The following is a 23,632-nucleotide window of genomic DNA, read 5'->3' as shown; positions in this document are numbered from 1 at the left end:
CCTTACTTAAGTGCATTTATTTTTTGATTAAGCTCGAATGCGGGCTCGGTCACTATAGCTTCGAGTGTTTCTACCCGTTCAATCAAGGCCTCAATTTGCTTATCTTTTTTCTCAATAAGCTGTTGTTGCTGTGTCGCTTTACTAGCAATGAAAGGATTGCTACAGGTGCCGTTCATCCAGTCGTTGAGGCGCCATTGAAACTTGGCATCTAAGTAACTTGCGCCAAGGGCGATAGTGGCAATAAAACCAATAAGTAAAAAAATGCTTAGCGTAGACATAGTGTGCTCCAAGGTAAAAGTGTTGTAACCGATGAAGGTGCTTTCACCACCCTCTTCATCATTACTAGTCTTTGGCTTTCAAAAAAAATTACAGATAGATGTAATTTTTTTCGCTAGCCCCAGACTATACAAAATAAGCACGAATGATTTCTGTCAAAACATGCATGTTAGAAAAGTAAATGAGTGGCTTTTACCGTAATAGTTGGCAATGCAGCGCAGTTAATAATAAGAAATACTGAGGACGAGAGATTGGGGCAAGGATTTGAAGATGTGTTTGCGCAGTACGGCAGTTTATTAAGCCGTGTCGCAAACAGTTACGAGGCTAACCATGCGCTACAGCAAGAGTTGCTACAAGAAATAGCCATAGCTGTGTGGCAGGGGCTTACTCGTTTCAAAGGCGATAGCAGTGTAAAAACCTATATTCTAAAAATAGCCCATAACCGCGCCGTTACTCACGTGGCCAATCAGGTGAAGCGCATCGACACCGACGAGTACAATGATGACGTTGTTATTGAGCAAGCGTCGCAAATTTCCCCTGAAACCGCCACCAGCCAGCAACAATCGCTATCGCGATTACTCGTTAAAGTACGCGCTCTCGCGGTACAGCCACGCCAAGTACTTACCCTTTCTTTAGAAGGCTTATCTTACGATGAGATTGCAGATATATGCGGCCTCACTAAATCGCATGTAGGGGTTATTTTAAAGCGTGCTAAAGCAAGTGTATTGGAAGGAAACTCTGATGAATGATAACAACAAAAGCGCTGATAATAGCCGTGACAATGACCTTAGCGCGCTATGGCAAGCCCAACCCGTGTCGAATGTAGATGTGGAAGAGGTGAAAAAAACGTTTAAAAGCCAAATAAGAAAGCAGCGACTTTATTTTTTAATGGATTGTTTGTCATTGGTGCCAGGCATTTGGATTTTTATACATTACTGGGAAGAGCTTCCGGTTGCAGCTCGCGTCTTGTATTTTGGTCTTATGTCTCTCGTTATCCCTTTGCTTGGCTATCAGCTTTGGCTTAGAAGAGTGGCTGCGTTTGGCAGTAATGCGCAAACTAGCAATCATGTACAACAATTGAAAAAGCAGTTTAAAAACAATGCACGTATTGCCTTTATTAATAAACACTCTGCCTGGGTAGCCGTATTTATTGTTATTGCGTTTAATACCATTTTTACTTTGGCTAAGGCAGCTGAAGAAAGGGAGTATGGGGTAGTACTGCTGGTAACGGCAATCACCGCTGGCATCATGGCGGTGTGGTATGTTTGGGCCCATCGAAGACAGAAGCAATTTGAAAAAAAGCTAAAGGCATTAGAGGATATGAGTGACGGTGGCTAGCTATTCGTGAAAGCCTATCGAATGGATGTCAACCAACAAAGACCATTAAAAACGATAGCCATATTCTTATTCAGTTGAAGAGTGGCGAATTCTATTGACGAGTAATACGGAGCCTGCCGACCTCGTCAATATTAGTTATCTAATTTTTGCTGTTCGCGGCTTTTGGGGTAGCAGCTTCACCGTTACTGGTATCGCTGCTTTCATCCTTGCTAACAACATCATCGTCTTTCTCTTCACCTAAGAAGAATTCATAATATAAATCTAAAGCGAATTCAGACTGATCTTCAATGGTGGTTTGTACCGCTTCTAAAAACAAACGAGGCAGCAAGCGGTATCGCAATGCTAAATCGGGTGGTTCTTGCCGACGGCGGAGGGTGCTGCTTGAGTCATTGTTGCTTAACCCCACATCCACGTTGTATTCAGCCGTTAACCTGTCGTTAATCTGGCCAGTTACAGATAGTTTGTTCTCGTTAGTGCTTAAGCTGAAATCATCAATACCTAATGCTTTGCCAACTTGGCCAGTTAAGGTTTTGGTATTTGAAAGCCCAAAACCCACTAGCAATGCAGCGTAGTTAGGATCTTCGCTTTCAGCGTCTGGCCCCGACCCTGTAAGCAGGTACGAGAGTACGTTTTGCTGATCCATGGCAGGTTCAGAGAACAAATTAATACTAGGAGAATCGGCTGCCCCGTCTATCCTAATGCCGGCAATCACATCATCGTCAGTTTTATCTGGGTCGCGAATGGCTTCAATCAGCAGCATAGGCTGATCGATAGGACCATTAAACTGTACTTCACCCGTTTGAATAACAAGTTGCTGACCATAGGCGTTATAACGGCCGTTGAGTATTTGTAAATCACCAAATCCCACCAAGGCGGGTTGGTTATTCACTTTTACACCACCGTGTAAGCTTGCCGTTAAACCAAATGCTTCCAGCTTCACTTCACCGGTTTTAGCTTTATCAATATTGACCATCACAGACGCATGCACAATATCAAGGGGCTCTTCTTTGGGGGGTTCGCCGCGAAGGTGAACATCTTTAGACGGTGACACCGCGCTTTCAGGTAGCGACTCAACTTCTATTCGCGCCCACGGTATATTTACACTGCCTGTTACATCAACCTTGTCAGCGGTAGCCGCTACTTTCAAATCTGGCGATACCCGTAAACGCATATTGGGCTGGCGCACCTCAAATTTGTCACCTTTCAAATTAATATTCGCGCTTGGTACATCAGACCAATTGAGATCGCCGTTTAGCGCCCCTTTTCCACCGCCCAGCAAAAACGTGCCGTCGAAGTTGGCTTGTTGTCCGTTTAACGTAATTGATTGAGTCCAGTTTTCTAATGACACTGGCGTGTCCTGAATATCAATGGCGCCGTTTTCTATTTGTAATTCACCCGTGAGGTCTGGTGAGTCGATAAACCCAGCCAATGTGATAGTGCCATTCATCACACCTGTGAGGGTGCGAATAGCTGGAGATAAAGGCTTCAGTGGCGCTACATCAATGTTAACCAGTTCTAGGTTACCGCTAATGGGTTTGCGCGTTTCAAAGGGAGACGTATTTACATTAAGGGTGGCATTACCTAAATCTTCACTGTTAATAAGCGACTGGGACTTAAGCTCTCCTTGCCTGAACGTTCCTGTTGTTTCCACAGAGTTAACCGTTATTGCTAGTGGCCTTTCTTTTCCTAACTGCCAGGTGGCAGGTGATAAAGACGCCGTAAAAGTCGCATCGATAGGATCGGCTTGAGAATATTGCCCTTGGGTTTTCATCGATAAGGTTGCCGGTGCGGCTGCCGCTATCATATCTGGCGCAAGCTCGTATGCCCATAACCCCACAGGTAATGCCTTGGCCCATACATTCCACTTCGCTTTATTCTCTTGGTAGTTCAAGCTGGTGATACAAAGCTCACCATCTTCCCTAGAGTGCCAGCAGTGTTCGCCCACGCTTGCGCTAAAGGGGGCGCTGCCTATATTTAGCGCAAAAGGAGAAGATAACGCCCATTGCATGTTTGCGAGCTTTAGTTTGCTCTGTTCTAACTGTCCTGCCCATGTGTTGTCTTGCCATTTTCCTGCAACGCTTAGGGCAACACTATGTTCCGGTATGGTTACATCAAGGTCGGCCTTATGGTCTGTGTATGAGCCGTCGATGACAAGCTTGCCGTTGATTTCGCCTTGTTGGGCTACTGCGTTTGAAAGCGCTGGCGACACCGTAATATTTGAAAAATTAAGTGCGCCGGTCGCAATAGGGTTAGTCCACGGACCGGTGGCTTTTATGTTGCCAGAAATCGCTCCAGCTATTTCAGGGTAAAGGTCGGCAATGGCCGCTACATTAAGGCCAATATCGGCGTTGATATAGCGTTTGTTTAGCAGTTGACCTATAACATCAATTTTATTGTCGGCTTGCTCTACGGTAAGTGAGGCAACAAGCAAGTCGCTGGGGCCGGAATAAACGAAAGCGCCCGCTACTGAAAAGGGCTTGTTTTGCAAAATGCCTTTAAGATCTAATTCCCGAATACTGACGTGGGGGCCTTTTTCTGTGTACTGCATCACACTGGTAAAACCGCCCTCTAATTGCGCTGGCGCGTACTTGGAAAACTGAACACCAGAGACATTGGTAAAAGTGGTGTTTCCTTCCCAAGAGATAGCCTCATCTAAATACAAGGTGCCGGTATTACTAATACTGCCTTCCAATGCTTCAATTTTGGCCTCGTTCACAAAAATATTATGTTCTTTTAGCACCACATTTAGCGCCACAGGCACCTTGCCGATATCAGGCAAGGTAGCTGCAGCGCCGCCATCTAAGAGGTAGTCGCCCATGGTGCCATTAAGGGTTAGCGCGCCATCGTGTAAGGTGCCGGATTTCATGGTTGGTAAGGGTTGTTTTTTCCACGTTGCGCTAAATGAAATGGGCAGGTTGTCGCTAAGTACATCGGCTGACAAATTCACTTTTGCATTCATCGCCCCTTCAGTTTTAAGGTCAGCTTCAAGTGCTGCTAACGACCCTGATGCTTGAAAGTCTACTTGCTGCTGGTTGTCGCTTATAAGGCCGCTACCGTTCAGTGAAACTGACAACGGATAGGCACCATCTAGGGTAATGGCTATGTCACCACTAAGTGTTCCTTGAGGGTGTTCCACATTCAAATTGGCGAGGGACACACTGGCATTCGCGAATTCAAAATCCTCAAAAGCGAATACCGATAAGGTTTGGGCTGAATCGCCTTGGTTTAATGTGCCATTGGTCAATGAAAACTCACCGATTTTTATTGGAATAGGCGATGAAACCGTCGGCAGTTCTGGAGCGGTGTACGATAGCGAATAGGACTTTGGCAGTGATTTGTTAGTGGCACTATTGTCAGTACGACTTTCAGGTGCATTGTTAGAGTTACTAGCATAAGTCTCAGAGGCAGCATCACTATTGTTAGCGTTACTTGAACTGGCTGTCGCTTGAGAGGAAACTTCATCTTGATGAAGGGTAACGGCTAAATTTTCAAGCGATAACGATGAAATCGCCAGCGTATCGTTACCCAAGAAATCATCTAAGCTTAATTTTCCTAATTCAACCGTCTCCCCCGGCATTTTTAGCGCAAAGCGCTCAACCTTGGCTAGGCTTACCTCAATAGGTAAAGGCAGCGTAAAACTTCCTGTTTCTTCGGTTGATTCTGCTTTCGGTGAAGTGCTTAATTGCTCAACAATAATATCGTTGGCATTCATTTCGTTCACGCAGACTCTAGGTTCAAAAATACAGCGCCACGTGACATCAAGGTACACATAGTCAGCGTGCACCCGCCACTGTGCATTTTCCCACTTTACATGTGAAATGGTGATGTTGTCAGCAAGGCCGCCCTCAATGCTCTTAATACTTAGCCCATTCACTAGGTTATTGGCAATAACGCGAATGGTCGGCCCACCTAATGGACTAATTAATAAACCATAAACAAACACTACGATAATTACAGGCGTTAATAGAATGGTTGAAATCGTTCGCTTTCTCATAACTCAGGCCCCAACATCAGGTGCAGTTGCCATGTCTTTTCATCTGGCGCAAAGCCTCGGGCTACGTATACCCGAACTGGACCTATGGGAGACAGCCAGTGAAACCCCGTCCCCACGCTGTAAGTTAATGTAGTATCTAAATCATTGGTTGCTGTGCCCGCATCAGTAAAGGCCGCAATACGCCAATTTTGTGCAATGCGATAGGCATATTCCACGCTAGCCGTGGCCAAGTATTTTCCGCCAATAGCATCGGTTACGATGTCACCGGTTTCAGGGTCGATAACCTCATCGGTAGGAGATATTTCTCGATAATCGAAGCCTCGAACACTTTGGTCGCCACCAGCATAAAACCGCAGTGATGTAGGTATTTGCGAAAAATCATTGGTTTTTATTGCGCCGAGCTCGCCCCGAATAGACACCCGATGCACATCAAAAAATGTACGAATGACCATGCCTTCCATTACAGATTTCACAATATTGATGTCAGAGCCAAGATTATCTCGCCCTACTTGGGTTAAAAACTGAAAATAATTGCCGTTGTTAATATTAAGGTCGTTATCTTTGGTAACGTAGGTAATAGAGTAGCCTGGCAGTATGAGTGACGTTGTGTTGTTGTCAGTGTCACCTTGATCATAGGTTTCTCGTAAATAGGTGATAGATCCATCGTGTTGCCATGGCGAATGATTTTCTTGAAAGTAACGGTGGGCAGCAAGCGATAAGGTTTCACTTTCAAACGAAGTGTTACTATATTCAATGAACTGATAACCCGCTTCAAAGCTAACGTAATCTTTGGTGATATTCTGCATAGGAATGCGATAGTCAGCCGTAACCGATTGCTCGGGTTGAGAGATAAAAATATCGGAGGAAATAGAATGACCGCGATCATTTAACCAAGGGCGCTCCCAGCCTAATGTAACACGTGGACCTGTGTCGGTAGCAGCACCGATAGAGACATCAAAAGCATCACGAGGACGATGTGCTAACGAAACTTCAATAGGGACATTCAGTCCCTCAGCGTCACTCACTACAGGCCGTGCAATAACACGGTTGAAATACCCTGATTGATTTAATGAACGGTTGAAGTCAGACAATTTTGCTGAGGAATAAGGCTCGCCTTCTTCAAACGGAGTTAGTCGTTTGATAATCGCTTTCGCTTTGTCTTCCCCAATGAATTTTAATTTACCAAAGTTATAACGAGAGCCGCTTTGGGCAATGAGGAGAATGTTAGCTTCTTTTTCTTCTCTGACTAAATCTAACCGCGTGGCCTGCCAATAAAAATCGAAGTAACCATGAGATAAGGCATAATTGAACATCGATGACTTAAACGACTCGTAAGCGGGCTGATTAAGTACATCTCCTTCTTTAAGTGAAAACGCATTAAAACGGCTTCTAAAGTCGCTATCTTCTCGGCCTACACCAATAATTTCTCGAGTGACTTTTGATACAAGAAGAGGGTCGCTAAGTGAAACGGTTACAACGACCTCATCGTTCTTGGTGACTTCTACCGTTGCATTGCTATTGTAATAGCCAAAGGGCTGCACAGCGGTGGCTACTGTAGCGATAACCTCGTCCTGCCAGAATGGATCGTTCAGTAGTTCAGTTTCTACATCTAAATTATTCAAGTGCAAGCGAATATTATCTTTAAGCTTGTCTTGCTTTACCCCATTGATTTTATAGGTAACCGCTTGAGCTGAGGCGATAAAAATTACCAATAGGCACAGCGATAAAAACCGAAGAGCATACCCTTGGTAGCGCCAGGCTTTAATACCCGTTAGCAGCGTTTTTAAAGAAGATATAAAGCACAGTGGCATTGAAAAATGCGATTCCTTGTAGCAAAAAAAGAGACGGCGCGGTTTCAGCCTTTACGAAAAAGGGGGCGCTAATATGATACGAGATAAGCAACACAGCATCGACGATGCTGATAATACCATACCCCTTTGTATACTGTGTATTTAGTAAAAAAGCACAACTAAAGTACAGGTTAATGTTAAGCACTTTTTAGTGTAGTGTTTTGTCTGAATGTAACCAATTATTACAATTGAACTTTCTTTTTAAATTATAAAATGTTGTATAGTGGTAGAAACTTCGAGCTAATCACAGGATGAATAGTTCAATACGGGTTATTAATAAGCAAAGGAAAATATATGCGCTGTCGTTTGTTCTCGTGTATTCACTCAGTTACCTCTTTAGTGGTTCTATTTTCATTCAGCTTAATAAGCTTTTCCTCGCTTAGTGACGAAAATACGGCCAAGCCAATAGAAAGTGTTTCAGCTCCCCTGCCTTACACCGTATTTAGTGCTTTACCGGCTTATCGAAGGCCTGCATTGTCGCCTAAAGGTGATAAAATTGCGTTTGTGAAGAACGTTAACGAACCTGATGAATTATCGGTTTTAGCCACTGTCGACCTGTCTACCGGCAAGTTTCATTACCTTATTCATTCTGATAATGAAAAAGTTAAGATCAATTGGTACCGGTGGGTTAACGATGAGCGAATAGTTATTAGTGCTCGTTATGAAAGTCGTCGCGGTAATACGCGGGTTTATGATACTCGTCTACTCGCTATGAACTTCGATGCGCAAGGCGAAAAACCTAAACACCTTTTAGATTGGCGAAGACTGAAACGAAGAGCGGCAGACCCTAATCGTATTCCCCAATTTCAAGACAATGTGATTGATTGGCTACCTGATGATCCGGAACACATCTTAATGGCCATCGATGTAGAAGTATTCGCTCTTCCCTCTGTATATAAAGTTAATGTTTATACTGGCAGCACCTCTAGGTTGGAGCGTGGGAAGCGCAGTATCAGAGACTGGATAGTTGATAGACAGCATAATGTTCGTGTGGGTACCACGTTAGATTATGACAGCGGTGAGCGCCACGTTTTGCTTAAAGAAGATGATAGTTGGCGCACCCTGTTCAGTTACAATGCCATGAGTGAAAAAGGTGAAATGCCTCTCGGGTTCGGTCTCGACCCCAACATTCTTTACTATCGCGGCTACAAGGGTGACTACAAAGCCTTATTTACGCTAAACCTTGAGACCAATGAGCATACAGAAATTTTTTCTGATGAAGGTTATGACGTTGATGGCAGTTTAATCTACTCCCCTGTTACCAACGATGCTATTGGTATTCGTCACTATGGTAGACATTACTGGGACGAGCGCTATGTTGCCCTGCAAAACGGCTTAGACGAAGCGCTGGTCGACTATTCCAATACACTCGTTAGCTTTAGCCGTGATGAGAAAAAATATATTGTTTATTCTGAGTCAGACACTATGCCAGGCGCCTATTTCATAGGTGATCGAGATAAAGGGTCACTAGATTTCTTGTTTCAGCAGTACTCTAAAATTGAAGAAGGCATGCTGACCGAGCATAACCTGATTACTTACACTGCCCGTGACGATATGGAAATTGAAGCTTACTTAACCTTGCCTAAAGGTAAAGGGCCGTTTCCAACGATTATTCACCCTCACGGTGGCCCAGGTGCGCGAGACTTTAGCGGTTTCGATTACTGGACATCGTACTTTACTAACAAGGGGTACGCGGTGCTTCGCCCTAACTTTAGAGGGTCGGAAGGTTATGGGTTTGACTTTGCACAAAGCCAGATGAAAAGCTGGGGGTTGTCGATGCAAGATGACATTACAGATGCAGCAAACTGGATGGTTGAGCAAGGCTATGCCACTAAAGACAATATGTGTATTGTTGGCGCGAGCTATGGTGGCTATGCAGCGCTAATGGCGGCGGTGAAAACGCCTGAATTGTTTCAATGTGCAGTCAGCTTTGCTGGTGTTAGTTCGCTAAAGCATATCGTTATTCACGCCAGACGCTTTGTAAATTCAGATTTGGTGAAAGAACAAATTGGTGACGACTTTGACGACTTGGAATCGCGGTCACCTTATTACAACGCAGAAGGGATAAAAACGCCTATTTTACTGGTACATGGCGAAGAAGATCGCATCGTTAGACCATTGCAAAGCCGTTACATGGCTGACGAACTAGAAGATTTAGATAAAACATTTAAATATGTCGAGCTAGAATCGGGCGACCATTACTTGTCTATACAGGGTAATCGTCATCGCTTCTTTGCTGAAATGGATGCATTCTTAGATAAGTATTTGAAAACAGAATAAACCTTTTTTCACACTGTACGCTTAAAAAAGCCAGAGCCGCCAAGTTCCACGACCAAATCGTGTGAAACTGGCGGCTTTTTGTTCATCTTTACGTTACAATTCTGCCGATTAGCGTGCAATTATGATGCACTAACGTGGCAATCAACACACTGAGCAACACAACTTATACCCCCTTCTTCGTTAAATAGAGAAATTATGTCCCATTCAAGCGAGACCGTGCCTAATGCTGGCCAGCCTCAAGGAAAGCCCCCTTTAGGGTTAATTGAATTTGTAGCACTGATGGCTACCATGACATCGCTGGTGGCGTTAAGCATTGACGCTATGCTGCCTGCACTACTGCAAATAGGCGAAACGTTAAACGTAGACGAGCCGCACCATACTCATCTTATTGTGACTGTTTTCTTTATAGGAATGGCCTTTGGGCAGATGTTCTTCGGTCCATTTGCAGATAGTCGTGGTAGAAGGCTTACCATTTTGATCGGGCTGTTTATTTTTGCGATTGGCACTTTTGTGTGCATGTCGGCCACTAATTTAGAGACCATGCTGGTGGGCCGTGTGATACAAGCCTTTGGTGTTTCAGGGCCGCGTATTGCCGCTATGGCGATTATTCGCGATTTGTACGTGGGCGACGCTATGGCGCGGGTGATGTCATTTATTATGATGGTGTTTATCCTCGTGCCTATGATAGCGCCCATGGTGGGCCAAGCAGTAATGGCCTTTTTGGGGTGGTTTCATATATTCACCCTATTTTTGATTGTGGCAACATTAGCGGGTACATGGTTTTTCAGCCGGCAAGGCGAGACTTTGCCACGGTATAAACGCAGGCCGTTTTCATTTAAGCAGTTTTATTTGTCATCAAAATTTATTCTTACCCACGCAACGGTAATGGGTTACACCTTCGCGATGGCGGGTATTTTTGGTTCGTTTTTGGCATATTTAAGTGCCTCACAAACCATTTTTCAGGTGTATTACGGTGTAGGCGATATGTTTCCTTACATATTCGCAGTACTGGCATTTTCGATTGGTTTAGCGTCTTATTTCAACGGCACCATGGTAATGAAATTCGGCATGCGACGCTTGTGTCGCTTTGCCCTTAAAGGGGTTAACGGGTTTGCTGTTGTCTATCTTGGATTATTGCTCGCTTATGACGGGTTACCGCCACTTGTGCTTACCGTTGTTACCATGTTCGTTGGTTTCTTTTTTGTGGGTATTTTATTCGGTAACTTAAACGCACTTGCTATGCAGCCATTAGGCGATATGGCAGGGCTTGGTGCCGCTATTATCGGCTCTCTTTCAAGCCTATTTTCTGTGCCTATTGCGCTGTTCGTCGATAGCTTTTTAGACGGCAATTTGTACCCTATAGGCGTCGGCTTTTTTGTCTTCTTTGTGTTGGCTTACTTTGCGGTGAGATATGCAGAGCGGGTTCGTGAGTGCGGGGAATAAGTAAAAACAAGCAGGCATAAAAAAGCCCGACCAAATTGGTCGGGCAAGAGGGCTTATATAAAGCACCTAACGACAGAAACTGTCCTAACCGATGATGGCTTTCATGTCAGTCATGTAGCCACGCAGGGTCTTACCTACTTGCTCAACACCGTGAGTGCGAATAGCTTCGTTAATATCAACAAGGCGCTTGTTTTCAACCTGATTAGAGGTTTCTGACAATCCCTTACCAATAACTGAAGTATCGATAGTAGGCATAAATTTCTCACGCAAAATTGGAATTGCTGCATTCGCAAACAAGTAGTTTCCATATTCTGCTGTGTCTGAAATTACCACGTTCATTTCATACAAACGCTTACGCGCAATGGTATTAGAGATAAGTGGTGTTTCATGCAGTGATTCGTAGTACGCAGACTCAGGTAAGATACCCGCTTCAACCATTACGTCGAAGGCTACTTCTACACCGCACTTGATCATGGCAACTAAAAGAATGCCGTGGTCAAAGAATTCTTGCTCGCTGATTTCACCTTCGTAGACAGGTGCGTTTTCAAAACCAGTTTCACCGGTTTCTTCGCGCCATCTAAGTAGGTTAGCATCGCCGTTTGCCCAATCTTCCATCATAGTGCGAGAGAACTCACCGCTAATGATGTCGTCTTGATGCTTTTCAAATAGTGGGCGAAGCAAGTCAGTAAGTTGCTCTGACAAATCGTACGCTTTCACTTTTGCTGGGTTTGATAGGCGGTCCATCATGTTGGTTACGCCACCAATTTTAAGTGCTTCAGTGACAGCTTCTAGGCCGAACTGAATAAGTGCACCAGCATACGCTGCGTCAATACCGTCAGCGGTCATTTTCTCAAAGGCAAGTACTGCAGCAACTTGTTGCATACCACATAGAATGGTTTGCTCGCCCATAAGGTCAGATTTAACTTCTGCCACAAACGAAGACTCAAGCACACCTGCACGATCGCCACCTGTTGCACTTGCTAACGCTTTAGCAGTATCCCAACCCTTGTTTTCAGGGTCGTTCTCAGGGTGAACGGCAATCAGAGTTGGTACACCGAAACCACGTTTATATTCTTCACGTACTTCTGTACCTGGGCACTTAGGTGCACACATAACCACCGTAATATCGCTACGGATTTGTTGGCCTTCTTCAACAATGTTGAAGCCGTGTGAGTATCCAAGTGTTGCGCCTTTTTGCATTAACGGCATTACCGCTTCTACAACGCTTGCATGCTGCTTATCAGGTGTTAGGTTGTACACCAAGTCAGCACTAGGAATTAGTTCCTGATAAGTGCCAACAGTGAAACCATTGCTAGTAGCACGTTTGTAAGAGTCACGTTGCTCTTCAATAGCTGCTTGACGCAGCGCATAAGAAACATCTAACCCAGAGTCACGCATGTTCAAGCCTTGGTTAAGACCTTGAGCACCGCAGCCTACAATGACAATCTTCTTGCCTTTTAAGAACTGACAACCGTCAGCGAATTCTTCGCGTGCCATGAAGCGGCAGCGGCCAAGCTGATCTAGCTGCTGGCGTAGCGATAGGGTATTGAAATAATTAGCCATAAAAATTCCGAACAACATTCATTTTCGTCATTATCAACAACCAACCGTGGCGTTGACGACCTCGTCTATGACGACTTGTTACGGAGATTAAGGGATTTCTTTTGTTTTGGAAAATGATATATTTGCAAGATAATATTGCAATAAGTGAAACACTATGGATTTTCGTAGCCTTCAATTGTTTACGCATCTTGCCACCAGCCTACATTTTGGCGATACCGCGCAAGCCATGTATGTGTCGCCTTCTACGCTAAGCCGCGTTATACAAAGGCTAGAGGATGAATTGGGTTGTACCTTGTTTAAACGCGACAACCGTAAAGTGGCGCTTACTCATAGTGGTCATAAACTGCTTTCATTCTCTACCCAGTCTTTAAAAGACTGGCAACAGTTGAAGGTAGACTTGCGAGAAGACAGTAATTCGTTGCAAGGTGAGATAAGTTTGTTTTGTTCTGTAACGGCCAGTCAAAGTCATTTGCCTGCTATATTGCGTCAGTTTAGGGCACAGCATCCTGGAGTCGATATTCGCTTAATTACCGGCGACCCTGCACTAGCGATAGATAAGGTAAAGCAGAAAGAATGTGACTTATCGATAGCTATTTATACGCCTGACTTACCTACTGACTTACATTTCTCCCCTTTAGATAACGTGCCTTTGGTGCTAATTGCGCCGCGAGACTGGCGGTTAACCCAGTTGACTCAGGTTGATTGGACTAAACATCACGTGATCATGCCAGAGCATGGGCCAACAAGACGCATTGCTTACCACTGGTTTGCAGAGCATGGTATTAGGCCAAATGTGTATGCTTCGGTAGGGGGGAATGAAGCCATTGTCAGCATGGTGGCTCTAGAATGCGGTGTGGGTTTTGTGCCTAAAGTGGTGCTTGATCATTCCAGTATGGCTAGCTTGGTAACCCAAATTCCGGTAGATGACATTGAGCCCTATGGGCTAGGGCTATGCTGCTTGCAAGATAAGCAAAACGAGCCGCTTATTAACGCGTTTTTACAATTGGAAATGACGCCCTGATCTATTCAATGGTGAGGTGTTTAGATATTTGAACTACAAATAAGCTTGGACGTTAAAGGCTATGCATTAAGCTTTCATGCTACTTGCTGTTAAATATCACCTAATAGGCTACTGACTACTGAGCTGCTTAATTAAGGTGTCCAATGCGCGGTAACCTAGCGCTTCGGCTAAATGGGCGCGAGTCACCGTAGGCTGTCCTGACAAGTCTGCCAGTGTCCTCGCTACCTTAAGGGTGCGGTGGAATACCCGCATCGACAAATTTAATTGCTTAGCGGCTGCTTGTAAAAAGCGTAAGTCGCTATCGGTTAGCTGACATAAATCAGCAAGCTCCCCGGCGGCAAGCTGTGCATTGGGCTTTCCTTGGCGAAGAAGTTGCACTTCTCTTGCACGTAATACCCTGTCTCTGGCATCTAACATGGAGTCAGACTCAGAATTTACCGGTGGCGATAAATCGTAACTGGCAAGCCTGGGTACCTCTACTTGTATGTCTATTCTGTCTAATAAGGGGCCAGACAGCCTATTTAAATAACTCAACTGCTGTTGTGGTGTTAAGCGGTTGTCGTCAATATCGCCAGTAGGACTAGGGTTCATGGCCGCTATTAATTGAAAATTGGCAGGATAGGTAGCGCTCGCCATCGCCCGCGATATATGCACATCACCGGTTTCTAATGGCTCTCTAAGTACATCTAATGCGCGGCGGCCAAATTCGGGTAATTCATCTAAAAATAATACCCCGTTATGGGCTAACGATATTTCGCCAGGTACAGGCTGCGACCCGCCGCCGGTAAGCGCTACAGCAGAGCTAGTATGATGTGGGCTGCGCATGTGGCGCTTTAAAAACCGCTCTACATTTAAATTTTCCCCTTTTACCGAATGAATGGAGGCTACTTCCAGAGCTTCCTGTTCAGTCATGGGGGGTAATAGGGCAAGTAACCTACTGGCTAGTAAACTTTTACCCGTGCCTTGAGGGCCTACCATCAACAGGTTATGGCTACCCGCTGCGGCAATGGTTAATGCACGCTTGGCTTGTGTTTGGCCAATAATATCATCCCAACCCATACTGCTAGAAGAGGAGGAACAAGAGCTAAAGGGCTGACCTTTATTAAGTTTTTTATTATTTGCGAGGTGCTCGTAAACCGACAAAAGATCAAACGCTGGGTAGCGAGTCGCGTAGGATACTAACGAGGCTTCAACATCGTTAATTCCCGGAAAAACAAGGGGAGTGTCATCGTCAGCAGCAGCAATTAAAATAGGAATAAGTCCATTTACTGGCTTAATTTCACCGTTTAATCCCAGTTCGCCCACAAACGCAATATTGAGCACGCTAGTGTCAGGGAGATACCCTGATGCCACCAAAATACCTACTGCAATGGGTAAGTCAAAACGGCCACCATACTTAGGAATATCAGCGGGCGCCAAGTTTACCGTGATACGTTTTGCGGGAAAATCGAAGCCGCTGTTAATGAGCGCACTGCGCACCCGTTCTCGGGCTTCTTTTACACTGGTTTCGGCCATACCCACCAATTGAAACGCGGGTAAACCATTGGCCAAATGAATCTCTACCGACACCTCTGGCGCAGCAACGCCCTGCCCCGCAAAGGTTTTAACAACTGCCATACTCATACATTGTTGCTCTAGAAAAAGTACCTTAAGGGAAATACTTTAAGCGAGCATGATAAAAGCTGAAACTGTACTTAGGGCAAGAAGAAGAACTAATTTTCGTTATAAAAGACCGGCATTTCCCAGTGCCAACGTAGGGCGCCTAACCGCATTAATACCGTTGTTGCCAATGCTACTGCACCACACCACTGTGCCTCAAAGCCCAAGTACATGGCGAGACCGTAGGCCATTCCTCCAACAATACACGTCGTTGCGTAGAGTTCCCCGCCTAAAACTAATGGTACTTCTCTACATATAACATCACGTAATAGACCACCAAATACCCCTGTAATAGTGCCCATGGCAATGGCGACGGCAATGCCAGTATCGTTGGCTAAGGCTTTTTCAATCCCCACTACATTAAACAACGCTAATCCAAAGGCATCAGCAATAAGTAAATAATGATAAGGAAAGCGTGGGCTTAATCGTAACCAAATAATAGGGATGAAGGCAGCAATTAAGGTGGTGTAAAGATAATCGTTATCGGCAATCCAGAATACGGGGACATCTAGCATCATGTCGCGCAGCGTTCCACCCCCTATAGCAGTAGCGCTTGCCAATACAATAACCCCAAACCCGTCCATCCGTTTTTGGTAAGCCATTAGGGTGCCAGAAATAGCACACACGGCTACCCCTGCTAAATTTAACCAGTGAAACCAGTCTACCATTGTATTGCGATACCCTTTTTTATCTGACGAAAACCGCGTTTGAACCGCAAAATACTTGATTTTGGCTGCGGTTTCATGCTATTTCTTTGCGCACAATAAACGTGTAACGGCCAATTCACGTTTAATTGGGGTAAAAGCCATAGCCCTATCGTACAACCATTCATTTTAGTATTCATCCAAGGAACTGGGTGTTGCTCGTCAATTAAATCTGTAAATTCAATGGCATAAGTCCATTGTTTTTATCTGATGTCCTTTGTTTACACGACAAACGACAGTGTTTCAATGTCAGTGATAAAGCACAGATGCGTAAATTTATGTGTCCGCGCGTCGCGTATTGCATCAAGCGTATTGGGCGCTCGCGCACTGTCATGTATCATTCGTCTCGGTATTAATATTTCCGCAAAACGCGGTTCGGGCTTTACGCTCAATTTTTGAAGGATTACTCATGGCTAAGCAACCTGCCGAACATATTTGGTTTAATGGCGAACTGAAACATTGGAAAGACGCTACTGTTCACGTAATGACGCATGCTATTCATTATGGTTCGTCTGTATTTGAAGGTGTACGTGCATATAACACGCCGGATCAAGGCACTTGTGTTTTTCGTTTAAACGATCACAACCGTCGCTTGTTCGATTCAGCGAAAATCTATCGTATGACCATTCCATACACGCTAGATCAAATTAATCAAGCTACCCTTGATATCATTCGTGAGAACAAATTGAAATCAGCGTACATTCGCCCTATCGCGTTTTACGGTGATATTGGTATGGGACTTCAAGTGCCGTTCGGTACGGAAGCTGAGGTTGCCATTGCTGCATTTGAGTGGGGCGCTTACCTAGGTGAAGAAGCCCTTAAAAATGGTGTAGATGCGGGTATTTCTTCTTGGAACCGCTTAGCAGCTAACACTATGCCTACTGGTGCAAAAGCCGGTGGTAACTACTTATCTTCACAGCTGATTTCGATGGAAGCCCGTCGTCATGGCTATGGTGAAGGTATTGCCCTTGATACTAACGGTTACATCAGTGAAGGTGCGGGCGAAAACATTTTTGTTATTCGCGACGGCATTGTAATTACCACGCCTAAAACTGCAGCCATTCTTCCAGGTATCACTCGTGATACATGTATCACGCTACTTAGAGACAAAGGCTACGAAGTTCGCGAAGAAAACATTCCTCGTGAAGCTATGTATCTAGCTGATGAAGTATTCATGTGTGGTACAGCGGCAGAAGTGACGCCAGTACGCAGTGTAGATGGTATTGAAGTAGGTGCGGGCGGCCGTGGCCCAATCACCAAAGAAGTGCAAGATATGTTCTTCGGTCTTTTCAACGGTACTACTGAAGACAAATGGAACTGGTTAACACCGGTTTACAAGTAATTAATTTAGCTATTTATTAAACGGGAAGGATTTTATGCCCAAGTTACGTTCTGCAACGACTACGCAAGGTAGAAATATGGCCGGCGCACGCGCTTTATGGCGTGCAACGGGAATGAAGGATTCTGATTTCGGTAAACCTATTATTGCTATTGCTAACTCATTCACGCAGTTTGTGCCGGGGCATGTGCATCTAAAAGACATGGGTCAATTAGTGGCACGAAGTGTTGAAGCCGCCGGTGGTGTAGCAAAGGAATTTAATACTATCGCGGTAGATGATGGTATTGCTATGGGTCACAGCGGCATGCTTTATAGCTTACCTTCCCGTGAAATTATTGCTGATGCAGTAGAATACATGGTGAACGCGCACTGCGCCGACGCCATTGTATGTATTTCAAACTGCGACAAAATTACCCCAGGAATGTTAATGGCGTCATTGCGCTTGAACGTACCTGTTGTGTTTGTATCAGGCGGTCCGATGGAAGCGGGTAAAACCAAGCTTTCTGATCAAATCATCAAACTCGACTTAGTGGATGCCATGGTAGCCGCTGCCGACGATAAAGTGAGTGACTCTGATACTGACGAAATTGAACGCTCTGCATGCCCAACTTGTGGATCATGTTCAGGCATGTTTACCGCAAATTCTATGAACTGCTTAACCGAAGCACTCGGTTTATCGCTTCCGGGTAATGGTTCAATGCTAGCGACCCACGCTGACCGTGAAGGTTTGTTTAAGAAAGCTGGTTCGCAAATAGTAGAGCTGTGTAAACGTTATTATGGCGACGATGATGAAAGTGTGTTGCCACGTAACATTGCTAACTTTAATGCCTTTGAAAACGCCATGAGCTTAGACATTGCCATGGGCGGCTCTACTAACACTATTTTGCACTTGTTAGCGGCAGCAATGGAAGGTGAAATACCTTTCACTATGAACGACATCGATAGACTGTCACGTAAGGTTCCGCACCTTTGTAAAGTGGCACCGTCTACCCCGAAATACCATATGGAAGACGTGCACCGTGCAGGTGGCGTATTAGGTATTTTGAATGAATTAAACAAAGGTGGCTTACTGCATGGTGATGCAAACCATGTGTTAGGTAAGTCACTGACAGAAGTGATTGCAGACTGGGATATCACCAATCCAGAAAACACCGATGCGATTAAATTTTTCCGTGCAGGCCCTGCCGGTATTCGTACTACCCAAGCATTCAGCCAAAGCTGTCGATGGGATGAAGCAGATAGCGACCGTGAAAACGGCTGTATTCGCTCAGTTGAAAATGCCTTTAGCCAAGAAGGTGGCCTAGCCGTGTTATATGGTAATGTGGCGGAAGATGGCTGTATTGTTAAAACCGCTGGTGTTGATGATTCTATCTTGAAGTTCACTGGTACTGCACGCATTTACGAAAGCCAAGATGATGCCGTTGCCGGTATTCTGGCTGACGATGTGAAAGCTGGCGATGTGGTCTTTATTCGTTACGAAGGCCCACGCGGCGGACCGGGTATGCAAGAAATGCTATACCCCACTTCATACTTGAAGTCGAAAGGCTTAGGTAAATCGTGTGCGCTCGTTACTGATGGCCGTTTCTCGGGTGGTACAAGTGGCCTATCGATTGGTCACTGCTCGCCAGAAGCTGCCAGTGGCGGTGGTATTGGTTTAGTTGAGCACGGCGATAAGATTGAAATTGATATTCCAAATCGCAGTATCAACATCGCTATTAGCGATGAAGAACTCGCAGAGCGCCGCGCGAAAATGGAAGCCAGCGATAAGCCTTGGCGCCCGAAAGATCGCGTTCGTGAAGTATCAACATCATTGAAAACCTTTGCTGCATTGGCCACCAGTGCGGATAAAGGCGCAGTACGTGATGTATCGAAACTGGAAAATCTATGACCGTTAGCGATCACGACTATTTAAAGAAAATTCTATTAGCCCCTGTTTACGACGTAGCCGTAAGCAGTGAGCTTTCTTACATGTCGTTGTTGTCTGCCGAGTTAGGCAATGAAATATTTTTAAAGCGTGAAGATCAGCAACCGGTAAAGTCATTTAAGTTGCGTGGCGCTTACAACCGTATTTGCTCGTTAAGCGAAGCACAACTTAATGCAGGTGTTATCGGTGCTTCAGCGGGTAATCATGCACAAGGTTTGGCGTACAGCGCTAGGCGCAAGGGCATTCAGGCAACCATTGTGATGCCTGAAACTACCCCAGACATCAAAGTGGATGCGGTGCGTCGTTTTGGCGGCGACCATGTAAACGTTGTACTTCATGGCACTAGTTTCGATCAAGCCAGTGGTCACGCGAAAGCGCTTTGTGCAGAACATGGTTACACCTTTGTGCCGCCGTTCGATGACCCTGATGTTATTGCGGGTCAAGGAACGGTTGCACGGGAATTGCTAGAGCAAAACCCTAACCTAGATATTTTATTTGTTGCGGTAGGCGGTGGCGGTTTAGCGGCCGGTATTGCGGTTTACTTAAAGCAATTAAAGCCTGAGATTAAAATTGTTGCCGTTGAATCGGAAGAGTCTGCTTGTTTTGCCCTAGCGCAAAAAGAAGGCTCGCCCACCGCGCTTGAAAACGTAGGTATTTTTGCCGATGGCGTTGCCGTTAAAGTGATGGGGCAAGAAACCTTTAGGCTGTGCAATCGCTTAATTGATGAAACCATGACGGTAAGCAACGATGAAATATGCGGTGCCATTAAAGATATTTTTGATGATACCCGTGTTATTGCTGAGCCTGCAGGGGCGTTGTCTGTGGCGGCTATTCGAAAGTATGCCAAGCAGCACGACCTTACTGGTAAGAAGCTAGGCGGCATTTTATGCGGCGCGAATATTAATTTTCATACCTTGCGTTATGTGTCTGAGCGCTGTGAACTTGGCGAGCAAAAAGAAGCTGTATTCGCGGTGAAAATACCCGAGCGCAAAGGGGCATTTAAGCAGTTTTGTGAATGTGTTGGCGCAAAGGCCATTACCGAATTTAACTATCGTTACGCGAATGATGACGAAGCCCATATTTTTGTTGGGGTTAAATTAAAAGGCGGCCAGCAAGAGTTCTTAAGCCTGCAAAGCGACTTAGAAGATAAAGGCTACCAGTGCTTTAACTTATCCAATAACGAATTAGCCAAACTACACGTTCGTCATATGGTGGGTGGAAGACCACCGGCCATTCTAAACGAGCAAGTGTTCAGCTTTGAATTTCCAGAGCGCCCTGGCGCACTGCTAACCTTCTTAAACACCTTAGGTGAATCGTGGAACATTACCTTGTTCCATTATCGTAACCACGGTGCAGCAGAAGGGTTAGTGTTGGTTGGGTTCGATATTGCCCCTGTAAGCCGAGAGGCCTTCAATGAGCATGTTATTGAACTTGGCTACAAAGTAGATGAAGTCACACAAGACCCTGCTTATAAGTTCTTCTTGTCACAATCATCTAAGTAAAGAGCAAACCGTTTTCGCTTTACTTCGCTTCACGTTAAGCATGGTTTACCTTGGGGCGAGGTAAAGCGTATTCCAAATCAATAAAAAAGCCGAAACGATTTAACGTTTCGGCTTTTTCACGTTATCGATAACAGTCTCTTCAGTGTGCAGCCTATTATCGAGTAGCAGCTAGCTGCATCCCAATCGACGAAGTAAACTAGTTATGCAATACCACATTCTCAAGATGCTGGGTCATTTCTGGCCAAACTAACGCCATCACGTCTTCGCGAAGCGCTTCACACTCTTCAGAGTATTTCAGGCTTCCATCTTCTGTAGAGTCTAACCAATGGTTATCTTTTAACGCACTAATAAAGCTAGACAGTACGTTCTTATCGTAAAACTCAGGTGAGCTTAGCCCATAAAGGGTAGACAAGCGTTCGGCCACTTGGCGACTGGTACGTTCGAGCGCACCACGACTAATAACTTTTTCCTTGTCTAAAATAGTCAGTACTACCGCATAACGCTGCAAGGTTTCTTGCATACAGCGGCTCAATAGCCATGCTGAATGAAACTGCTTTTGCTGAGCATCAGGTGGAAGTAAGTCACCGCCCTTTATACGCAGAAGGCCTTGGTCGACCAATTCATCAATAAGCGCATCGGTGTGAGCAAGGGCTTCGTCTTGAGACAAGTGCAAAAATAACTCGCGCTGTAGCAGCGGGTATAACGCAGCAATTAACTGGAATACTGTCGCTTTACTTGTGCCTTTGTGCGCAAATACACAGGCCATAATTAAGCCAGGCAACGCAAATAAGTGCAAAATATTGTTGCGATAATAGGTGAGATAAACTGCCGACTTAGGTTTTGGGCTGATTAATCGACCGTAGTCATCTTCCTCAATCACAAACTTACCAAGCTTCAAGGTATCGTCAAACAATTCCTTCCCGCTAGCATCGGGTATAGTGGCATCGGCACTGAAAGGCACATTTTTGAACAAACTGATAAAGTCGCCCATCGCTTGTTTAAGCTCAGACTCACTCATGGTTTGTGTTTTCGATGACAGCAAACACAGCGACGTTAGCGCCATGCCATTAACCGCTGCTGCGCGATTAATCCGGGTCATTACATTGTTGGCCAACTCGTTTACCGCTGGCGTTAGCCATGCAGGCTTTTTCTCTGGCTCGGCATCGCGGCAGTCACGCCAGTTTGGCACATGGGTTTCCAAAAATTGATTCAGCTGAATAGGCTCACCAAAGTTTACATAACCATGACCGTAGTTTTTAAGCTTGCGAATAGCCGAGAATACTTGCCAGTTCGATTCTTTTTGCTTCTTAGTACCTTTAAGCTCGTTCAGGTAGCTTTTCACTTCCATCACGTTTTCGTAGCCAATATAGACTGGCACCAAGCTAACTGGCCTGTTTACGCCTTTCAGCATGGCCTGAATGGTCATGGCTAGCATGCCTGTTTTGGGCGGAATAAGACGGCCAGTGCGACTTCTGCCACCTTCAGGGTAATACTTAACTGAATAGCCCTTATTGAAAAGTAACTCTAAGTATTCACGGAATACAGCGGTGTACAACTTATTACCGGCGAAGCTACGGCGTAAGAAAAAGGCACCACCACGGCGGAAAATTTTCCCAACCGGCCAGAAGTTTAGGTTAATACCAGCAGCAATGTGAGGGGTTACCATGCCTTCATGATAAATCACGTAGGTCAGCAAAAGGTAATCCATGTGGCTGCGGTGACAAGGCACGTAAACAATCTCATGGCCGTTTGCGGCTAATTCTCGAATACGTTCAGAGTGTCCAACACTAATACCATTGTAAATTTTGTTCCAAATGCGAGTAAGCAGTCGGTCGCCAAAACGTATAAGTCCTTCGCGGTAATCGGCGGCTATTTCGGTAACGTAAGATTGCGCTCTATCTTTAGACGCTTCATGAGTGATTTTTTTACTGCGTGATTCTTCAGCCATAGCACGGCGCACGGCATCAGAGCCTAGTACACTGTTGTTCAACTCTTGGCGCTCTAACAATGTAGGGCCGGTCATACTTTGGCGTTTACGCTGAAAGTGAGTGCTTGCTACACGTACTAGCTTGTGTGCAATGCTTTTATCACTGCCATGTTGATTTGACATGGCGCGAGCTGATACGGCTTTTGAGTAATTGATAAAATTGTCGCGGCCTAAAAATATCACGATAAAGAGTTTTCTTAGCCAACTTGGCGCTGCATTGTCGGCAATAAGGTCGGCTAATCCTGGTGTGCCTCTGCCAGGCGCTCGGCCCCAGGTGACAAACACAGGAACCACTTGGAGATCTAACTGGTGATGATCTCTATGCAGATGAAATAAGTCAGTAAATACATCTTCAATTCCCGTATCGTCTGCTTGTGAACGAAAGATCGGCTGGGTTTTACGCAAAAATAACGTAGAAGGGTATTCTCTGCCCGCTAACGTAAGCGTATCTGTTGGGCTCGGTAGGCCTAGTGCTTCTGTTGACATTCTAAGCGCTAATTGATCGGTTACCGAGTTTGCTGGAAGCAAGTAAACGATGGGCTTCGATTTATCAATGCCAAGCTCAGTTTCTACGTTTACGGGAATGCTGTGGGCTTTAACCAGCAACTTAACAGGATAATGAAATAGCGACAAAAGGGCTTTTCGCATCCACGACATGAATTCTGTAATCCTATGAAATTAAAACGGGGGAAGTGTACCACATCTCGTGCAATGTCTTGCAGAGGCCATGGGGCTGTTTGAAAGAGTCATTA

Annotated in this window: 15 protein-coding genes; 8 read left to right on the top strand and 7 right to left on the bottom strand. The window is 45.2% G+C overall.

Features of this window, described 5'->3' with window-relative positions:
* Positions 1 to 2: 2 nt before the first annotated feature.
* Positions 3 to 278 (bottom strand): hypothetical protein, encoded by a 276-nt coding sequence (locus JKP82_RS14375; RefSeq protein ID WP_159534174.1) that lies wholly within the window; start codon positions 276 to 278, stop codon positions 3 to 5.
* 249 nt (positions 279 to 527) lie between these two features.
* On the opposite strand from JKP82_RS14375, the gene JKP82_RS14370 reads away from it, so the two are divergent.
* Positions 528 to 1,025 carry an RNA polymerase sigma factor gene (locus JKP82_RS14370; RefSeq protein ID WP_129740708.1) on the top strand — a complete coding sequence of 166 codons (498 nt, stop codon included), beginning with the start codon at positions 528 to 530 and terminating at the stop codon, positions 1,023 to 1,025.
* Positions 1,018 to 1,614 carry a hypothetical protein gene (locus JKP82_RS14365; protein WP_159534172.1) on the top strand — a complete coding sequence of 199 codons (597 nt, stop codon included), beginning with the start codon at positions 1,018 to 1,020 and terminating at the stop codon, positions 1,612 to 1,614. The genes JKP82_RS14370 and JKP82_RS14365 overlap by 8 nt, the downstream gene beginning before the upstream one ends.
* Positions 1,615 to 1,753: 139 nt before the next feature.
* Here the strand turns inward: JKP82_RS14365 and JKP82_RS14360 are convergent, their stop codons facing one another.
* Both JKP82_RS14360 and JKP82_RS14355 read right to left on the bottom strand, forming a co-directional pair.
* Entirely contained in the window at positions 1,754 to 5,608 is a 3,855-nt protein-coding gene (locus JKP82_RS14360) for a translocation/assembly module TamB domain-containing protein (protein ID WP_218397553.1), read from the bottom strand.
* Positions 5,605 to 7,419, bottom strand: a complete 1,815-nt coding sequence (locus JKP82_RS14355) for an autotransporter assembly complex protein TamA (RefSeq protein WP_218397552.1) — start codon at positions 7,417 to 7,419, stop codon at positions 5,605 to 5,607. The genes JKP82_RS14360 and JKP82_RS14355 overlap by 4 nt, the downstream gene beginning before the upstream one ends.
* A gap of 333 nt (positions 7,420 to 7,752) precedes the next feature.
* On the opposite strand from JKP82_RS14355, the gene JKP82_RS14350 reads away from it, so the two are divergent.
* Both JKP82_RS14350 and JKP82_RS14345 read left to right on the top strand, forming a co-directional pair.
* Positions 7,753 to 9,738, top strand: coding sequence for an alpha/beta hydrolase family protein (locus tag JKP82_RS14350; RefSeq protein ID WP_218397551.1), 1,986 nt, complete (start codon positions 7,753 to 7,755; stop codon positions 9,736 to 9,738).
* A gap of 195 nt (positions 9,739 to 9,933) precedes the next feature.
* Positions 9,934 to 11,181, top strand: coding sequence for a multidrug effflux MFS transporter (locus JKP82_RS14345; protein WP_218397550.1), 1,248 nt, complete (start codon positions 9,934 to 9,936; stop codon positions 11,179 to 11,181).
* Positions 11,182 to 11,265: 84 nt separating this feature from the next.
* Here the strand turns inward: JKP82_RS14345 and ilvC are convergent, their stop codons facing one another.
* Positions 11,266 to 12,744, bottom strand: a complete 1,479-nt coding sequence (gene ilvC / locus JKP82_RS14340) for a ketol-acid reductoisomerase (RefSeq protein WP_013786748.1) — start codon at positions 12,742 to 12,744, stop codon at positions 11,266 to 11,268.
* 154 nt (positions 12,745 to 12,898) lie between these two features.
* Between ilvC and ilvY the strand changes: the two genes are divergently transcribed.
* Positions 12,899 to 13,765, top strand: coding sequence for an HTH-type transcriptional activator IlvY (gene ilvY / locus JKP82_RS14335; protein ID WP_159534163.1), 867 nt, complete (start codon positions 12,899 to 12,901; stop codon positions 13,763 to 13,765).
* Positions 13,766 to 13,873: 108 nt separating this feature from the next.
* On the opposite strand, the gene JKP82_RS14330 is transcribed toward ilvY, so the two are convergent.
* Together JKP82_RS14330 and JKP82_RS14325 are read right to left on the bottom strand one after the other, a co-directional pair.
* On the bottom strand, positions 13,874 to 15,388 hold the full coding sequence (locus JKP82_RS14330) for a YifB family Mg chelatase-like AAA ATPase (RefSeq protein WP_218397549.1): 1,515 nt from the start codon (positions 15,386 to 15,388) through the stop codon (positions 13,874 to 13,876).
* Positions 15,389 to 15,477: 89 nt separating this feature from the next.
* Complete coding sequence (locus tag JKP82_RS14325) at positions 15,478 to 16,092, bottom strand: trimeric intracellular cation channel family protein (RefSeq protein ID WP_013786745.1); 615 nt, start codon at positions 16,090 to 16,092, stop codon at positions 15,478 to 15,480.
* A 445-nt stretch (positions 16,093 to 16,537) separates the two neighbouring features.
* Here JKP82_RS14325 and JKP82_RS14320 point away from each other — a divergent pair, with 445 nt between their 5' ends.
* The 3 genes from JKP82_RS14320 to ilvA are packed head-to-tail and all read left to right on the top strand — an operon-like array spanning position 16,538 to position 20,893.
* Positions 16,538 to 17,470 carry a branched-chain amino acid transaminase gene (locus tag JKP82_RS14320; protein ID WP_159534157.1) on the top strand — a complete coding sequence of 311 codons (933 nt, stop codon included), beginning with the start codon at positions 16,538 to 16,540 and terminating at the stop codon, positions 17,468 to 17,470.
* Between the two features lie 34 nt (positions 17,471 to 17,504).
* Positions 17,505 to 19,355 carry a dihydroxy-acid dehydratase gene (gene ilvD / locus JKP82_RS14315; protein WP_159534155.1) on the top strand — a complete coding sequence of 617 codons (1,851 nt, stop codon included), beginning with the start codon at positions 17,505 to 17,507 and terminating at the stop codon, positions 19,353 to 19,355.
* Positions 19,352 to 20,893 (top strand): threonine ammonia-lyase, biosynthetic, encoded by a 1,542-nt coding sequence (gene ilvA, locus JKP82_RS14310; RefSeq protein ID WP_218397548.1) that lies wholly within the window; start codon positions 19,352 to 19,354, stop codon positions 20,891 to 20,893. The genes ilvD and ilvA overlap by 4 nt, the downstream gene beginning before the upstream one ends.
* Before the next feature lie 196 nt (positions 20,894 to 21,089).
* On the opposite strand, the gene plsB is transcribed toward ilvA, so the two are convergent.
* Positions 21,090 to 23,537: a glycerol-3-phosphate 1-O-acyltransferase PlsB gene (gene plsB, locus JKP82_RS14305; protein WP_159534151.1), complete on the bottom strand. Its 2,448-nt coding sequence runs from the start codon at positions 23,535 to 23,537 to the stop codon at positions 21,090 to 21,092.
* Between the last annotated feature and the right edge of the window lie 95 nt (positions 23,538 to 23,632).

The organism is Alteromonas lipotrueae, from assembly GCF_019249215.1.
In the GTDB taxonomy this organism is placed as follows: domain Bacteria; phylum Pseudomonadota; class Gammaproteobacteria; order Enterobacterales; family Alteromonadaceae; genus Alteromonas; species Alteromonas lipotrueae.
This window is presented reverse-complemented; position numbering and strand designations above follow the sequence as displayed.

What these genes read in the sequence shown, in the direction of transcription:
- JKP82_RS14360 (WP_218397553.1), bottom strand. Translation starts at nt 5,608, where the DNA reads ATGAGAAAGCGAACGATTTCAACCATTCTATTAACGCCTGTAATTATC.
- JKP82_RS14355 (WP_218397552.1), bottom strand. Translation starts at nt 7,419, where the DNA reads ATGCCACTGTGCTTTATATCTTCTTTAAAAACGCTGCTAACGGGTATT.
- JKP82_RS14330 (WP_218397549.1), bottom strand. Translation starts at nt 15,388, where the DNA reads ATGAGTATGGCAGTTGTTAAAACCTTTGCGGGGCAGGGCGTTGCTGCG.
- JKP82_RS14375 (WP_159534174.1), bottom strand. Translation starts at nt 278, where the DNA reads ATGTCTACGCTAAGCATTTTTTTACTTATTGGTTTTATTGCCACTATC.
- JKP82_RS14350 (WP_218397551.1), top strand. Translation starts at nt 7,753, where the DNA reads ATGCGCTGTCGTTTGTTCTCGTGTATTCACTCAGTTACCTCTTTAGTG.
- JKP82_RS14325 (WP_013786745.1), bottom strand. Translation starts at nt 16,092, where the DNA reads ATGGTAGACTGGTTTCACTGGTTAAATTTAGCAGGGGTAGCCGTGTGT.
- JKP82_RS14345 (WP_218397550.1), top strand. Translation starts at nt 9,934, where the DNA reads ATGTCCCATTCAAGCGAGACCGTGCCTAATGCTGGCCAGCCTCAAGGA.
- JKP82_RS14365 (WP_159534172.1), top strand. Translation starts at nt 1,018, where the DNA reads ATGAATGATAACAACAAAAGCGCTGATAATAGCCGTGACAATGACCTT.
- ilvC (WP_013786748.1), bottom strand. Translation starts at nt 12,744, where the DNA reads ATGGCTAATTATTTCAATACCCTATCGCTACGCCAGCAGCTAGATCAG.
- plsB (WP_159534151.1), bottom strand. Translation starts at nt 23,537, where the DNA reads ATGTCGTGGATGCGAAAAGCCCTTTTGTCGCTATTTCATTATCCTGTT.
- ilvD (WP_159534155.1), top strand. Translation starts at nt 17,505, where the DNA reads ATGCCCAAGTTACGTTCTGCAACGACTACGCAAGGTAGAAATATGGCC.
- JKP82_RS14320 (WP_159534157.1), top strand. Translation starts at nt 16,538, where the DNA reads ATGGCTAAGCAACCTGCCGAACATATTTGGTTTAATGGCGAACTGAAA.
- ilvY (WP_159534163.1), top strand. Translation starts at nt 12,899, where the DNA reads ATGGATTTTCGTAGCCTTCAATTGTTTACGCATCTTGCCACCAGCCTA.
- ilvA (WP_218397548.1), top strand. Translation starts at nt 19,352, where the DNA reads ATGACCGTTAGCGATCACGACTATTTAAAGAAAATTCTATTAGCCCCT.